Annotated in this window: 15 protein-coding genes; 5 read left to right on the top strand and 10 right to left on the bottom strand. The window is 58.7% G+C overall.

The genetic code is table 11. From position 1 onward, the window contains the following. Nucleotides 1-36 precede the first annotated feature (36 nt). The 5 genes from chuY to ACI2JR_RS15555 are packed head-to-tail and all read right to left on the bottom strand — an operon-like array spanning nt 37 to nt 5482. Nucleotides 37-660: an anaerobilin reductase gene (chuY, locus tag ACI2JR_RS15535; protein WP_462478919.1), complete on the bottom strand. Its 624-nt coding sequence runs from the start codon at nt 658-660 to the stop codon at nt 37-39. Then, a complete protein-coding gene (gene hutX, locus ACI2JR_RS15540; RefSeq protein ID WP_462478920.1) occupies nt 660-1154 on the bottom strand; it encodes a heme utilization cystosolic carrier protein HutX in 495 nt (164 codons plus the stop codon). The genes chuY and hutX overlap by 1 nt, the downstream gene beginning before the upstream one ends. Before the next feature lie 11 nt (nt 1155-1165). Further along, nucleotides 1166-2503, bottom strand: a complete 1338-nt coding sequence (hutW, locus tag ACI2JR_RS15545; protein WP_462478921.1) for a heme anaerobic degradation radical SAM methyltransferase ChuW/HutW — start codon at nt 2501-2503, stop codon at nt 1166-1168. 19 nt (nt 2504-2522) lie between these two features. Further along, nucleotides 2523-3347, bottom strand: coding sequence for a hemin ABC transporter substrate-binding protein (locus ACI2JR_RS15550; RefSeq protein ID WP_462478922.1), 825 nt, complete (start codon nt 3345-3347; stop codon nt 2523-2525). Between the two features lie 2 nt (nt 3348-3349). Continuing rightward, entirely contained in the window at nt 3350-5482 is a 2133-nt protein-coding gene (locus ACI2JR_RS15555) for a TonB-dependent receptor plug domain-containing protein (protein ID WP_462478923.1), read from the bottom strand. 285 nt (nt 5483-5767) lie between these two features. Between ACI2JR_RS15555 and cueR the strand changes: the two genes are divergently transcribed. Continuing rightward, nucleotides 5768-6178 (top strand): Cu(I)-responsive transcriptional regulator, encoded by a 411-nt coding sequence (cueR, locus tag ACI2JR_RS15560; RefSeq protein WP_132728535.1) that lies wholly within the window; start codon nt 5768-5770, stop codon nt 6176-6178. Here cueR and ACI2JR_RS15565 read toward each other — a convergent pair. Both ACI2JR_RS15565 and ACI2JR_RS15570 read right to left on the bottom strand, forming a co-directional pair. Further along, the gene (locus ACI2JR_RS15565; RefSeq protein WP_132728537.1) at nt 6175-6639 is read right to left on the bottom strand and encodes an NfeD family protein; all 465 of its coding nucleotides are present in this window, start codon (nt 6637-6639) and stop codon (nt 6175-6177) included. The genes cueR and ACI2JR_RS15565 overlap by 4 nt on opposite strands. Further along, a complete protein-coding gene (locus ACI2JR_RS15570; RefSeq protein ID WP_132728539.1) occupies nt 6636-7553 on the bottom strand; it encodes an SPFH domain-containing protein in 918 nt (305 codons plus the stop codon). The genes ACI2JR_RS15565 and ACI2JR_RS15570 overlap by 4 nt, the downstream gene beginning before the upstream one ends. 139 nt (nt 7554-7692) lie before the next feature. Here ACI2JR_RS15570 and fetA point away from each other — a divergent pair, with 139 nt between their 5' ends. Beyond that, nucleotides 7693-8370 carry an iron efflux ABC transporter ATP-binding subunit FetA gene (fetA, locus tag ACI2JR_RS15575; protein ID WP_462478924.1) on the top strand — a complete coding sequence of 226 codons (678 nt, stop codon included), beginning with the start codon at nt 7693-7695 and terminating at the stop codon, nt 8368-8370. Then, entirely contained in the window at nt 8357-9139 is a 783-nt protein-coding gene (gene fetB, locus ACI2JR_RS15580; RefSeq protein ID WP_132728543.1) for an iron efflux ABC transporter permease subunit FetB, read from the top strand. Before fetA ends, fetB begins: the two co-directional genes overlap by 14 nt. Before the next feature lie 108 nt (nt 9140-9247). Here fetB and ACI2JR_RS15585 read toward each other — a convergent pair whose 3' ends face one another. From ACI2JR_RS15585 to tesA, 3 genes are read right to left on the bottom strand one after another with little or no spacing between them, the layout of a single operon-like run. Continuing rightward, nucleotides 9248-10102 (bottom strand): tetratricopeptide repeat protein, encoded by an 855-nt coding sequence (locus ACI2JR_RS15585; RefSeq protein ID WP_462478925.1) that lies wholly within the window; start codon nt 10100-10102, stop codon nt 9248-9250. A gap of 58 nt (nt 10103-10160) precedes the next feature. Then, nucleotides 10161-10970: an SDR family oxidoreductase gene (locus tag ACI2JR_RS15590; protein WP_165905685.1), complete on the bottom strand. Its 810-nt coding sequence runs from the start codon at nt 10968-10970 to the stop codon at nt 10161-10163. Next, nucleotides 10960-11583, bottom strand: coding sequence for a multifunctional acyl-CoA thioesterase I/protease I/lysophospholipase L1 (gene tesA, locus ACI2JR_RS15595; RefSeq protein WP_462478943.1), 624 nt, complete (start codon nt 11581-11583; stop codon nt 10960-10962). Before tesA ends, ACI2JR_RS15590 begins: the two co-directional genes overlap by 11 nt. Between tesA and ybbA the strand changes: the two genes are divergently transcribed. Beyond that, nucleotides 11554-12240 (top strand): putative ABC transporter ATP-binding protein YbbA, encoded by a 687-nt coding sequence (ybbA, locus tag ACI2JR_RS15600; protein ID WP_462478926.1) that lies wholly within the window; start codon nt 11554-11556, stop codon nt 12238-12240. The genes tesA and ybbA overlap by 30 nt on opposite strands. Then, nucleotides 12237-14651, top strand: a complete 2415-nt coding sequence (ybbP, locus tag ACI2JR_RS15605) for a putative ABC transporter permease subunit YbbP (RefSeq protein ID WP_462478927.1) — start codon at nt 12237-12239, stop codon at nt 14649-14651. Before ybbA ends, ybbP begins: the two co-directional genes overlap by 4 nt. The last annotated feature ends 91 nt before the right edge of the window (nt 14652-14742 follow it).

The raw sequence follows: 14742 nt of genomic DNA on the forward strand, positions 1-14742 counted from the left end.
GTCTTTACGGCACGGATGTTCCGCGCCGTGAGGGGATTACGCCGGTTTCAGTTCAGGTTCAACCAGGCTGTAGATCTGGTTGTTGAGTGCGGGCGCAGCGGCCAGTTCAGCAATGTGGGCGACGACATCCGCGCGGCGCACAAAGCCGTGGCACTCCCGATTCTGTATCCTGAGCGCTTTGCCGGTCGCTTCACCGTTGAGCAGCCCGCCGGGACGAAGAATGGCGTACTCCAGCGTGCTGGTTTGCAGCCAGCTTTCCGCCAGCGTTTTTTCGCGCACGGCCGGGCCAAAAGCGGCCTTCGCGCGTGCCGACAGGAAGGGCCAGCCGTCGCCGCAGCCCAGCGAGGTCACCAGAATCATCCGCCGGATGCCTGCTTTTTCGGCTTCATCGATAACGGTACGGTGCGCCAGGTAATCCTGCGATCCGCCCATTGAGGAGATGATCAGGGCATCCGCCCCGGCGGCCCGACAGGCGCTGGCCACGATGCTTGCATCGCAGGCATCGCCGTTGAAAACCAGCACGCCTTGTTGTTGCAGCTCAGCGGCGGCCTGCGGTTGGCGTACCACGGCAATCACCGGGCGGCGTTCTGCCAGCGCGCGTGCCAGCGTGTTGGCCCCCACGCCGCGGCCGCCGGCGCCGAAGAGTAACCACGGCGTCATCAGGCATGCTCCTTTAGAGCGGCGGCCAGGGTATGGAAAGCGTTGCGCTGTTCGCTCAGTAGCTGGCGGTGCTCATCGCGACCAAGGAAGATTTTGAACATGGCGCTGCCTGCCTTGTTAAAGAAAAGGATGGAGGCGGTATCCATTGCCATAAATTTACGTTCGATCAAGGCGATATGCGTGCAGTTTTCTGCCCTGATGTGCCCCGTCATGCCCTTTTTGCCGCGCAGATTGAAGTAGCCGTGGCGGTGGAAGCCGGAAGGCAGCTCGCCGGTAAACTCGAGGATGACATCCGCAGTATGGACCAGGGTGGTGACTTTGCCCCATTCGCAGACGGTTTCCCAGACGGTGTCAAACCGGTCGCCGGAGACCAGCGTCAGAGAAGGCAGGTTTCGCACTACCTCCAGAAGGGTGGTGTTGTACCGCTCGGCGATCGCTTCCAGCGTGCCGTCCGGCTCGGTCTTTAAAAAATCCTGCAAAGAAACATGGCTCATAAATACTCCTGTTAGGGTTTCCCGACCGCAATACGCGGCGCATTAAGTTCCTGAATCAGTTCATCAAGAGACTGCAAAATATTGCTTGCCCAGAAACGTCCCTCGTTGGTCAGACGCAGGCAGGTAGAGGCATCGCGGGTGAGTCCCGCCCGGTGCCATTGGCTCAGTAAAGGGGCTAACTTTTCGGCATGGGGCGTCAGTTCAGCCAACGGAATGCGCGCCGTTTCAACGCCCGCCTGTAGGGTGTGGCGCCACTGGTAACCGCGCTCGGCGGTCCGCATCATCATCATCAGCGGTTTTTTCCCGGCGGCGATGGATTCATGCCAGGCCGCGAGATTACGTTCGACCATCCACGAGTAGCCGTTGACCGAACCGCCCGCGCCGGAGCCAAATGCCAGGCAGTCGGCACCCTGTTTAATCAACAGGTTGTAAAGGTTGCGTTCACGCGTGGTGCGCGCCCAGTGGCTGTTGCTGATGCAGCGCCAGCCCGCATCGTCCATGAAATCACAGCCCTGAAGATAAAGGTCGCGCCGCTCGGCCGGAGAAGGGACCACGGTTCGGCCGTTTTCCACGGCTTTGCCCAGCGGCGTATGAGGGATCACATTGAGGGCATAGAGATCGACGCCGTCGAGACCAATATCACCGGCGATCGCCAGATCTTCTCCCCACAGCGCCGCATTCTGGCCGGGCAGGCCGAATAGGAGATCGCACACCACGGCGGCGCGATCGCGTTTCACCAGCCTCTGCATAAAGTCTATCGCCGTCGGGCCGTCGGAGGTGCGGGCCATCTTCTTACGGATCTTGCTGTTGAAGGACTGAATGCCGATGGAAAAACGATTGGCGCCGGCATCCAGACAGGCGTCAATCCGGTTCGCGTCAAAGTTAAGCACCCGGCCTTCAATCGTGATTTCACAATCCGGCGCCAGCGGCAGCTGTTCACGTAGCGCGGTGATGATCCTCGCCAGATCCCGCGCCGATAGCGCAGACGGCGTACCGCCGCCGAAGTAAACCGCATGGATGGGGGCCGACTGGTGCAGCGCGCTGTCGGCTTCCATGGCGATTTCCCGCAGCAGAGCATCGGTATAGCGGGCGCAATGATCCTCCGCAAAACGGTTTTGATAAAAACCGCAGAACGTACAGTGGGTGGCGCAAAAGGGAATGTGTAAGTACACCAGTCTTTTACGCCGGGGCACGCTCTGGCTGATGACCGCTTGCCAGGTTTGCGACAGCTGCTCTTTGGCTATCGGGATCGCGCCGCGCCACGGCATGGTGGCGCGACGATCTTTAAATGGCTGGTTGCCCTCCAGCGCAAAATGCGGGGTGAGATCCAGCGCGTTGTGAGTATTCATACGTCTACATCAAATCCATCTATTGAGGCCAAAATTGCTGGTGCAGGGACTCAACTGCGTCGGCGACGCGAGGGCCCATGCCGAGGATCAGCGCTTGATCGACGATGACAATACGCTGATTTTTCCAGGCGGCGGTGTGGGTTAGACCAACTATCGTGCGCAGACGATTAAGATCGCCATCGACCATTTGCGAAGTCACGACAATCACCTGCGGATTGGCCGCAATCAGCGATTCCGCGCTATAGCTTTTGTACTGCCTGTGCGTCGCCACATTCCGGGCACCTGCCAGGCTCAGAATGGCGTCTGCGACGCTGCCTTTACCGGCGACCTGCGGCGCGCTGCTGCCAGCGGAGAGAATAAACAGCGCTTTGACCGGCGCGCTTTTCGCCGCCACGCTGCGCTGGACGCGTTCCAGGCGCTGCTGGATACGGTTCACCAGCGCTTCGCCTTGTTCCTGCGTCTGTAGCGTTTTTGCCAGCTCGCGAATATTGGCGTACATCTGTTCCACCGTAGCCGGTACGCGCGGCAGAGTGACGACGTTGACCTGTTGCGCGCGTAGCTGGTCGAGAACGATTTGCGGCCCGGCATCCTGCCAGGTGATAAAGCGCTCCGGGCGCAGGGACAAAATGCCTTCGCTACTGAGCTGCTTCCAGTAGCCGATATGCGCCAGCGCGGCGGTTTCCGGGGGATAAGAGGTGGTTTCATCTACCCCGACCACGCGGTTGCCAGCTCCCATCGCGAAGATAAGTTCGGTTAGCGAACCGCCCGCGACGACCAGCCGTTCGGCGGCCTGCGCGCTACAGACGCAGGCGAGAGCCAGTAAGGTTGCGATAAGTCTCTTCATCGTCAGAAATTCCATGCGAAGCCCACCGCGGCGTTAAAACCTGCGGCAGGAATCGTTTCATGGGCGGTCTGGTAGCGCTTGTCGGTCAGGTTATTGAGCGCCAGGTTGACCTGATACTGATCCTGCGGGCCAAACTCGGTCGTGAAGGCGAGGTTAAGGGTGGCCCAGCCCGGATAGTTAATCTCCTTACTGCCGGTGTTATCTTTGGCACTGGAGGCGGCGCGAACGAAGAGATCGGAAGAAACGTTGAGCGCATTCAGCAGCAGCGTGTGTTTCAGGCCCGCTCGCCCCGTCAGCGTCGGTTCGCCGGTATCCCAGGTTTTGAGGGCCGCGCCCTGGTACTGACGACGAATAATATTGCCGCTCAGATAGGGGGATACGGCCCACCCGTTGTATTCCGCTGTCAGCTCCATGCCCCAGGTTTTGGCGCGGTCAATATTGTCGTAGTAGTAATATTCACCGCGTGAGGAGCTACTGTTGCCGTTACAGATCGCGTTTCCTGAGCAGGCCAGACTGGCGATATAGTCTTTGGCTTCGGAGTAGTAAATCGCCCCGTCAATCAGCCACATATTCCCTTTATACCGGGCGCCCAGCTCATAGTTATTGGAGTGTTCCGCTTGCAGATTGGGGTTGCCGTAGGTCACGCCGCCGCCAGCAGACGTCTGCATAAACAGCTGGGTTAACGTCGGGAAGACATACCCCTGCGCATAGGCGGCGCGCAGTTCAATATCTTTAAAACCGGAATAGCGCAGGCTGGTGGAGGTGACGAACTCATCGTCATGTGCCGATTTTCCAGCGGAGGACTGTCGGGCCCCGTCGCTCAGGCTGTCGCTACGATCGAGTCGCGAGGAGAGCCAGTACTGACGCGCGCCAACGGTCCATGTCCAGTCGTCGGCGAAATGCCAGTCGTTTTGCGCAAACAATGAGGTGTTACTCTGCTGGGCTTCAATATGCGACAGGGTGTGGCTCTGGATATCGAAGAAGCCGGTGGCGGCAGTCTGGCGCGTGCTGCTGCTGGAGTCCTGCTTCACCTTGTCATGCTGATACTGGGTGCCGAGAACCAGCTCGTTGTTCGCCGGCAGCGAGAAGTTGCTCTGTAACGTGACGCCCTGGGTGTACTGCTTATCCTGGGTATGGGTCTGATTGCTGACCGTCAGGGCCTGAATGAGCGGGCTGGGAATCGGCTGGGTGGTCTTGACCCGGTTTTCAAATTTACGCTCAATGGTCTGGGTGTAAGCGTCGAAATGAATTTTCTTCAGGTAATCGCCGTCGGCAGCATAGTCATAGAATACCCCGACCTTTTCGCGCTCCAGTTTCGGGATGCGGACGCTGAATTCGTCATACTGGTTATCGGCATCGCTAAGCCAGGTTTGTGTCGCGGTTTTGTAGCGATCGAGCGACAGGCCGAACTGATGGCGATCGAGATGGTAGCCCAGCCAGACGCCCTGAGCGTTATTGCGAAAGTGGGTATTGGGCAACCTGCCGTCAGGGGTGTCGCGATCGCCCTGATCGGAGTAGCTGCCGTTGATACGATAGTCAAAGCTGCCGATGCTGCCCCAGGCGGCGGCAGACTCTTCCCAGCCGGCGGTGGCCGAGTTATAGACGGCTTTGATACTGCCTGCGAGCGGCTTATCTCCGCCTTTTTTGGTGATGAAGTTGACGACGCCGCCAATGGCCTGTGAGCCGTAAAGAACCGAGTACGGGCCTTTTACCACCTCGATACGCTCGAGAGCCGATTCGTCAATCAGCAGCCCGGCGCCGTAGTTCTGCCCGGCGCGCTGGTAGCTGACAACCTGACCGTCGATCAAAATCAGCACCCGGGAAGAGGCTTCGCCGCGAATACGAATTTGCTTGCGGCCGGCCAGCGCGTTGTCGGTCACCTCAACCCCGGGAATATCCTGCAGATCGTCGGCGATAGAAACGCTGGTTGATTTATCCAGCGTGGCGCGGTCAATCACCTGGATCGTCGCCGGGCTCTCCCAGAGGCTGGATTCCGCACGATTAGCGGTAACGACCAGCGTCTCTTCGCCGGTATTTTGCGCTGAGATGGTCGGGCTTGCCGCCGCAACGGTAGCGGCAACAAATAACGAGAGGGGGGAGAGGCGCAGGCTCCCCAGGTATGTTCCTGGCATCATCAAAGTAACCTTTAATTGTAATGATAATTAATCGCATTCGCGTTTATAGGGTTTTATCAACTGCGCGTCCAGTCACTAAGGTGTAAACAGAATGCACCTTTGATGTGGGTCAATTTCTCACGCGAGGTAAGTTATTTTTTGTGATGGATATCGCGTCAGGGGGGAGCAGGGGAAACATTAACCTGATGAAAGATATGGCTTATATTTATTCATCAAGGAAAGGGTGGGGGATGGCGAGATTAGCCCTACAATAGAGAGCAGAAGACGCCGCAGTGGGGAGGGAAAATGAATATCAGCGATGTGGCAAAAAAAACCGGTTTAACCAGTAAAGCGATTCGCTTTTATGAAGAGAAGGGGCTGGTCACGCCGCCGCTGCGCAGCGAAAACGGCTATCGCCGCTACGGCCAACGGCACCTGGAAGAGCTGACTTTACTGCGCCAGGCGCGGCAGGTCGGTTTCAATCTCGAGGAGTGTCGGGAGCTGATTTTTTTGTTCAACGATCCGTCGCGACATAGCGCGGACGTTAAGCGCAGAACGCTGGAGAAGGTGGCGGATATTGAGCGCCATATCAGCGAGCTGCAAAATATGCGCACGCATCTGCTGGCGCTGGCGGAATCCTGCCCCGGCGATGACGGCGCGGAGTGCCCGATTATCGACAATCTCTCCGGCTGCTGCCATCGCAAGGCGCAGGTTTAGAGGCGGGGAGGAACGGCCCTGACCCGTAGCGTAATGCCTTCGACCGCAATGACTTCCACATGACAGCCTGCGGCAAGGTCCTCATCGGCAACCACCGGCCATGAGCTGTCGCCGACGCGGACGTTGCCATGGCCGTTAACCAATGCGGTCTCGAGGGTGAAAATACGCCCGAGCAGCTGCTTCCCGCGCTGGTTTAGCTGGGCGTCAACCGGCTGCTGGCGTTTGACCTGCCGGCGTAGCCAGTGCGACCACAGCCAGGCGGCCAGCAGGGTCAGCGCGGCAAACAGCGCCCCCTGCCATTCCCAGCCGAACGGCAGCATCCAGGTCAATAGCCCGGTGACGACGCCCGCGATGCCGCTCCACAGCAGATAGCCGTTGCCGCCGAGCATCTCCGCCGCCAGCAGCAGTCCGCCAAGGCTCAGCCAGAAAATATGCGGATGAGCGAGAATGAGTGCCATCATGATTTTTTCCGTTCGCCAGCGCTTTCCTTAAGCAGTTCGCTAATACCGGCAATCGATCCCATCAGGCTGCTGGCTTCCAGCGGCATCATCACCACTTTGCTGTTATTGGCTGAGCCAATTTTCTGCAGCGCATCGGTATATTTCTGCGCGACAAAGTAGTTAATCGCCTGGATATCCCCGGAAGCAATCGCCGAAGAGACCATCTGCGTGGCGCGGGCTTCCGCTTCCGCGGAACGCTCACGGGCCTCGGCCTGTAAGAATGCCGACTGTCGCTCGCCTTCGGCTTTGAGGATCTGCGACTGCTTCTCCCCTTCGGCTTTGAGGATTTCGGCCTGACGTATCCCTTCGGCTTCAAGAATATAGGCGCGTTTGGTTCGTTCGGCCTTCATCTGGGCGTTCATCGAGGCGATAAGCTCTGCCGGCGGACGGACGTCGCGAATTTCAACACGGGTAATCTTGACGCCCCATGGGTTGGTCGCTTCATCAACAATATGCAGCAGGCGAGTATTGATGCTGTCGCGCTGGGAGAGCATTTCGTCGAGTTCCATTGAGCCGAGGACGGTACGAATATTGGTCATCGTCAGGTTAACGATCGCCTGCTGCAAATTGCTGACCTCATAAGCCGCTTTCGGCGCGTCAATGACCTGAATAAAGCACACGGCATCGATGGTTACATTGGCGTTATCACGTGAAATCACCTCCTGGGAGGGAATATCAAGCACCTGCTCCATCATATTAATCTTGCGGCCGATGCGATCCATAAACGGCACCACCAGACTTAAGCCCGGCTGCAGGGTCACGGTGTAGCGACCGAAACGCTCGACGGTCCACTGGTAGCCCTGGGGGACAATTTTCACCCCCGCGGTCACGATGACCAGCGCGACGAAAATGAGAATAGGGATAAAAATCAGCATCAAAAAACCTCCTGTTTTATTGCCTGATGAGGCGCCAGAAAAAATGACGCATGTTTAAATTGAGTATATCTTTCTCCTCATCCTGGTGAAAGGAAACTGGGGTAAACTCGTTGCCTTGTGGGAAAAAAGTGGAACAATAATGAAGGAAAATAACGCTATTTTGCGTCTTGATGAGGTTGGCTTTCGCATTGACGAGACGGTCATTCTTAATAATATTAGCCTCCAGCTGCAGGCGGGCGAATTTAAGCTGATTACCGGGCCTTCCGGCTGCGGGAAAAGCACTCTGTTGAAAATTATCGCCTCGCTGCTTAGCCCCACCTCGGGACAGATTTTTTTTGCCGGTCAGGATATTAATACGCTGTCGCCGGAAAGCTACCGCCAGCAGGTCTCCTACTGTGCGCAAACCCCGGTGCTCTTTGGCGACTCGGTCTATGACAATCTGATTTTCCCCTGGCAGATCCGTAATAAACAGCCGGATCCGCAGGCGCTGATCGGCGATTTGCAGCGCTTTGGCCTGGCTGACAATACGCTGGAAAAATCGATTAATGAGCTGTCGGGGGGAGAAAAGCAACGGGTTTCGCTCATTCGTAATTTACAATTTTTGCCGCAGGTACTGCTGCTCGATGAAATTACCAGCGCGCTGGATGACAGCAATAAACGCAACGTAAACGATATTATTCATCGCTATGCGACGGAAAAAAATATTGCCGTCCTGTGGGTCACCCATGATAGCAATGAAATTGCCCATGCGGATGAAGTGATTACCCTGCAACCGGCAGGTGGCCACGCGGCGGAGGTGTCTCATGAACGGGCATAATATTACCAACGAATCGCTGGCGCTTTCGATGGTGCTGGTACTGGTGGCGATTATCGTCAGCTACCGGGAAAAGCTGGCGCTGGAAAAAGATATCATCTGGAGTATCTGTCGGGCGGTGGTACAGCTGATTATTGTCGGCTACGTCCTGAAATATATCTTCCATGTGAATCATGCGCTGCTGACGCTATTCATGGTGCTGTTTATTTGCTTTAACGCCGCGTGGAATGCGCAGAAACGCAGTAAATATATCGATAAGGCGTTTGTGTCGTCGTTTATTGCGATCACCACCGGAGCCGGGCTGACGCTGGCGGTGCTGGTGTTTTCTGGTTCGATTGCCTTTGTGCCGATGCAGGTGATTCCGATCGCCGGGATGGTGGCCGGCAACGCGATGGTGGCGGTCGGGCTGTGCTACAACAATATGGGGCAGCGTTTCAGCAGCGAGCAGCAGCAGATTCAGGAGAAGCTCAGCCTGGGGGCGACGCCGAAAATGGCGGCCGCGGGGCTGATTCGCGACAGTATTCGCGCCTCGTTGATCCCAACGATTGATTCGGCGAAAACGGTGGGGCTGGTGAGTTTACCCGGGATGATGTCGGGGCTGATTTTTGCCGGCATTGACCCGGTGAAAGCGATTAAGTATCAGATTATGGTGACGTTTATGCTGCTGTCGACCGCCAGCTTATCGACGATCATCGCCGGCTATCTGACCTACCGCAAGTTCTTTAACGCCCGCCATCAGCTGGTGGTGACGCAGCTGAAAAAACACGCGTAAACGGTTCCCCGGGCGACGGCGCGCGTGCCGCCACCCGGGCTATCCGCCGATGCCGCCCGTCGCCCCGGTAAGCGTAGCGTGACCGGGGGATTAACGCGGATAAGGGGATTAGTACAGCAGCGAATAGAGCTGGCGACGATACTTCGCGGCTAATGCGTCACCGGTGCCGAGCGCGGCAAGGATCTCCTGCAGCATCTTCCGCACCTGGCCGTCGCCGGCGGCTAAATCTTTCTTCAGATGGCTGAACAGCAGCTCCAGCGCCTCTTCATTACGCCCGACCTGGTGCAGCTGTAATGCCAGCTGGGCCGCCAGCGGCGCATCGTCCGGGTTTTGCTCAACCTGCTGCTGCAGCTGCTGAATTTCCGGCGTGTCGGCCGCCTGCTTAAGCAGCTCAATCTGCGCAACCAACCCCTGATAACGGGTATCCTGATCCTGCAGCGGAACGGTTTTCAGCACCGTTTCGGCCTCATCAGAACGCTGCAGCGCGATCAGCGTTTCCGCCAGCAGCAGGCCAATCTGGCTGTCCTGGTTCGACAGCTGCCATGCCTCTTTCAGCAGCGGCAGCGCCTCGAGATACTTCTCTTCCTGCATCAGCGCCAGCGCCTGCTGGGCTTTGAGCTCTTCTTCACGCGGCAGGACTTTGTCCAGCAGCGCGCGGATAGCGGATTCCGACTGCGGGCCTTCAAAGCCGTCTACCGGCTGGCCGTTCTGGAACAGATAAACCGTCGGAATTGAACGCAGACCAAACTGCGAGGCGAGCATTTGCTCAGCGTCGCAGTCAACTTTCGCCAGCGTGAACTGACCGTTATATTGCGCAGCCAGCCCTTCGAGGACCGGCGTCAGCTGCTCGCAGTGCTGACTGCGCGCTGACCAGAAATAAAACAGCACCGGCGCCGTCACGGATTGCTCCAGCGTCTGGTGCAGGTTAGCTTCGGTAATATTGATAACATTCTGTACTGACATGAGCGCATCTCTTTAGTCGATTTTGGGTATACATGGGGGCGGCAGCCGGAGCTTCAACTCAACCCTGGATAATTTTGTCCATCATCCGCGCGGGCAGCAGGCGTTTGAGCAAGGCCACGGCGTGGGTCACAACGGTCACCGGATAGCGCAATTTAGGTTTATCGCTACTAAAAGCATGGCGTACTTTTTCCACCACCGCTTCCGGGCCGAGCGTAAAGCGCGCGGCGATACCGGGGTTTTCCACGGGCTTATCGTGCTGCGTCTGGTTGACGTTGCTGGTAAAGCGGGTGCTAATGGGACCGGGCTCTATCAGGCTGACCTTGATGCCGCTATAGCGTAGCTCCATGCGCAGGGCATCGGCCCAGGCTTCCAGCGCATATTTGCTGGCGGCGTAGGCGCCGCGACCGGGACTGGAAATAATCCCCATCACCGAGGAGGTCATCACGATACGCCCCTCGCCGTGTGGCTCCATCGCGGGAAGCAGCAGCATCGTCAGCTGGTGGGCGCCAAAAAAGTTGGCTGAAAATTGCGCCTCCATCTGCTGGCGGCTGATGGTGGACAGCGGGCCATAAACGCCATACCCGGCGTTATTAAACAGACCATACAGGCGATTGTTGGTCAGGGCGATCGCCTCCGCCGCGGCGCGTTCAACGCTTTGCGGGTCGTCGAGATCGAGCAAAATGCCGGTCAGGCCGAGTTCCTGCATCCGCGCAACGTCGTCAGCTTTGCGGCAGGCGGCCAGAACATGAAAACCCTGGCGTTTGAGATCGAGCGCGCTTTCAAGGCCAATACCGCTGGAACATCCTGTAACTAAAACCGATTTTTGCATAACTTTACCTGCAAGCGACTCCGGAGAATCAGGAGTCATGATTAACTAAGGGAGCCAGTCGGGTTGCCATCCAGTCGGCAATAAAAGGCTGGGCATCGCGATTAGGATGGATGCCATCATCCTGCATCCATTGGGGTTTCAGATAGACCTCCTCCATAAAAAAGGGCAGCAGAGGGATATCAAACTCCCTGGCGAGGGCCGGATACATCGCGCTAAAGGCTTCATTATAACGGCGCCCATAGTTCGCGGGCAGGCGAATTTGCATCAGTAACGGCTGAGCGTTGGCCGCTTTGATATCCTGAATAACGCTACGCAAGGTCTGCTCCGTTTGCTGCGGCGGGAAACCGCGCAGCCCGTCGTTGCCGCCCAGCTCCACCAGTACCCAGCGCGGCTGATGCTGTTTGAGCAGCGCCGGCAGTCTTGCCAGCCCTTGCTGCGATGTGTCGCCGCTGATGCTGGCGTTGATAACCGGGGTTCTTGACTGCCACTTATCATTGAGTAGCGCGGGCCATGCGGCGTTGGCCGCCATCCGATAGCCGGCGCTCAGGCTATCGCCGAGAACTAACAGCTTGTCTGCCGCCATGGCACGGCAGGCAAAGAAAATCAGAAACAGGAAAGGCAAATGCCAGCGGAAAACATACTTGAAGTTCATCATCTTAAGAAGTCCGTCGGTCAGGGAGAGCATCAGCTCTCCATCCTTACCGGAGTTGAGCTGGTTGTCAAACCGGCGCAGACCATCGCCCTGATTGGCGAGTCGGGTTCCGGCAAGTCGACGCTGCTGGCCATTCTCGCCGGGCTGGACGACGGCAGCAGCGGCGAAGTCGCTTTACTCGGGCAGCCGTTGCATAACATGGACGAAGAGGCGCGGGCGCGGCTGCGGGCGCAGCACGTCGGTTTCGTCTTCCAGTCATTTATGCTGATCCCGACCCTGAATGCCCTGGAGAACGTCGAGCTTCCGGCGCTGCTCCGCGGCGAGACCGACAACCAAAGCCGGGGAAGCGCCCGGGCGCTGCTGGAGCATCTGGGGCTGGGCAAACGGCTTCACCACCTGCCGGCGCAGCTTTCCGGCGGCGAGCAGCAGCGGGTGGCGCTGGCTCGCGCTTTTAACGGCCGGCCTGAACTGCTGTTTGCCGATGAACCGACCGGCAACCTTGACCGACACACCGGCGATAAAATCGCCGATCTGCTGTTCTCTCTCAATCGCGAACACGGCACCACGCTGATTCTGGTGACCCACGATCCGCTGCTGGCGGCGCGCTGCGACCGGCGCCTGCGGCTGGTGGAAGGCCAGCTGCAGGAGGAAGCATGATTGCCCGCTGGTTCTGGCGCGAATGGCGCTCGCCTTCGCTGCTGATCGTCTGGCTGGCGCTGAGCCTGGCGGTGGCCTGCGTGCTGGCGCTGGGGTCGATAAGCGATCGCATGGAAAAGGGGCTGAGCCAGCAGAGCCGCGAATTTATGGCCGGGGACCGGACGCTGCGCAGCTCGCGTGAGGTGCCCGCGGCGTGGATTGACGAAGCGCGTCGGCGCGGACTAACGGTCGGGGAGCAGCTGAATTTCGCCACCATGACCTTTGCCGGCGATACGCCACAGCTGGCGGACGTCAAGGCGGTTGACGATTCCTACCCGCTGTACGGCAAACTGGAAACCCAGCCGCCGGGCTTAAAACCGCAGGTCGGGAGCGTGCTGCTGGCGCCGCGTCTGATGGCGCTGCTGAATTTAAAAACCGGCGATACCATTGACGTGGGCGATGCCAGATTGCGCATTGCCGGAGAAGTGACCCAGGAACCGGATGCCGGGTTTAACCCCTTCCAGATGGCGCCCCGGCTGATGATGAATACCGCCGACGTCGCCAGAACGGGCGCGGTACAGCCCGGGAGTCGGGTCTCCTGGCGCTATAAGTTCGCCGGTACGGCGCCGCAGCTGGCGGCCTATGAGCAGTGGCTGTTACCCAAACTGGGCCCGGAGCACCGTTGGATTGGTCTGGAGCAGGATGACAGCGCCTTAGGCAAATCGCTGGAGCGTTCGCAGCAGTTTTTACTGCTGTCCGCGCTGTTGACCCTGCTGCTGGCGGTCGCCGCGGTGGCGGTGGCGATGAGTCATTACTGCCGCAGCCGCTACGATCTGGTGGCGATCCTCAAAACGCTCGGCGCCGGGCGAGCGCAGCTGCGTAAGCTTATTGTCGGCCAGTGGCTGATGCTACTGACGCTGGCGGTGGCGGCCGGTGGGGCGATGGGCGCGGGGCTGGAGCAGATCCTGCTGGTGATGTTGAAACCGGTGCTGCCGGCCGCTCTGCCGCCTGCCAGCGGCTGGCCGTGGCTATGGGCCATCGGCGCGATGGTGGTCATTTCACTGCTGGTGGGGCTGCGGCCCTATCGGCTGCTGCTGGCGACGCTGCCGCTGCGGGTACTGCGCCAGGATATCGTCGCCAACGTCTGGCCGCTGAAATTCTATATTCCGCTGGTGTGCGGGGTGGTGGTACTGCTGCTGGCCTGGCTGATGGGCGGCAGCCCGCTGCTGTGGGCGGTCCTGGCAGGGGCGGTGGTGCTGGCGCTGCTGTGCGGCCTGCTGGGGTGGGGTCTGCTGTGGGTGTTGAAGCGGGTGACGCTGAAAGCGCTGCCTTTGCGCCTCGCGGTGAACCGTCTGCTGCGTCAACCGTGGTCGACGCTAAGCCAGCTGGCGGCTTTCTCGCTGTCGTTTATGCTGTTAGCCTTACTGCTGGTTCTGCGTGGCGATCTGCTGGATCGCTGGCAGCAGCAGCTCCCGCCGGAAAGCCCCAACTACTTTCTGATTAATATTGCGCCGGATCAGGTTGCGCCGGTGAAAACCTTCCTCGCGGGGCACCAGGTGACGGCGAGCGAGTTTTACCCGATTGTTCGCGCCCGTCTGACGCAGATTAACGGTCAGGCGACGGAGGGGAGCAAGGACGAGGCGCTGAACCGTGAGCTGAACCTGACCTGGCGCAGCGAGCGGCCGGATCATAATCCGCTGGTGGCCGGAAGCTGGCCGCCGAAAGCCGGGGAGGTCTCTATTGAGGAAGGCCTGGCGCAGCGGCTGGGGATTAAGCCCGGAGATAGCGTGACCTTTACCGGCGATACCCAGGACTTCAGAGCTAAAGTCACCAGCGTGCGCAAGGTGGACTGGGAGAGCCTGCGGCCCAACTTCTTCTTTATCTTCCCGCCGAACGCGCTCGACGGGCAGCCGCAGAGCTGGCTGACCAGTTTCCGCTGGGATAATGGCAGTACGCTGCTGACGCAGCTTAACCGTGAATTCCCCACCGTCAGCCTGCTGGATATTGGGGCGATTCTTCGTCAGGTGGGCCAGGTATTAACCCAGGTCAGCCGGGCGCTGGAGGTGATGGTGGTGCTGGTGACCGCCTGCGGCATTTTGCTGCTGCTGGCTCAGGTTCAGGTCGGTATGCGTCAGCGTTATCAGGAGCTGGTGGTCTGGCGGACGCTGGGGGCCGGGAAATCACTACTGCGTACCACCCTGTGGGCCGAGTTCGCTCTGCTGGGCGTGGTTTCCGGGCTGGTGGCGGCGATAGGGGCGGAGGTGGCGCTGGCGATGCTGCAAACCAAAGTTTTTGATTTTCCGTGGACGCCGGACTGGCGACTGTGGGTGATGCTGCCGCTGTGCGGCGCCTTCCTGCTGTCATTATGCGGCGGCTGGCTGGGGCTGCGCTTATTGAAGGGCAAGGCGCTGTTTCGTCAATTCAGCCACTAGTTATTTTGCATTTTGATGACGCGCCGGTGAAATCACCGGCGCTTTTTTTTTAAGCGCACAAAATGATAAGTTGCTGATTTTTAAGAGCACT

Origin of the sequence: Klebsiella sp. NPDC088457 (genome assembly GCF_044900465.1) — a bacterium.
Classification (GTDB): domain Bacteria; phylum Pseudomonadota; class Gammaproteobacteria; order Enterobacterales; family Enterobacteriaceae; genus Klebsiella.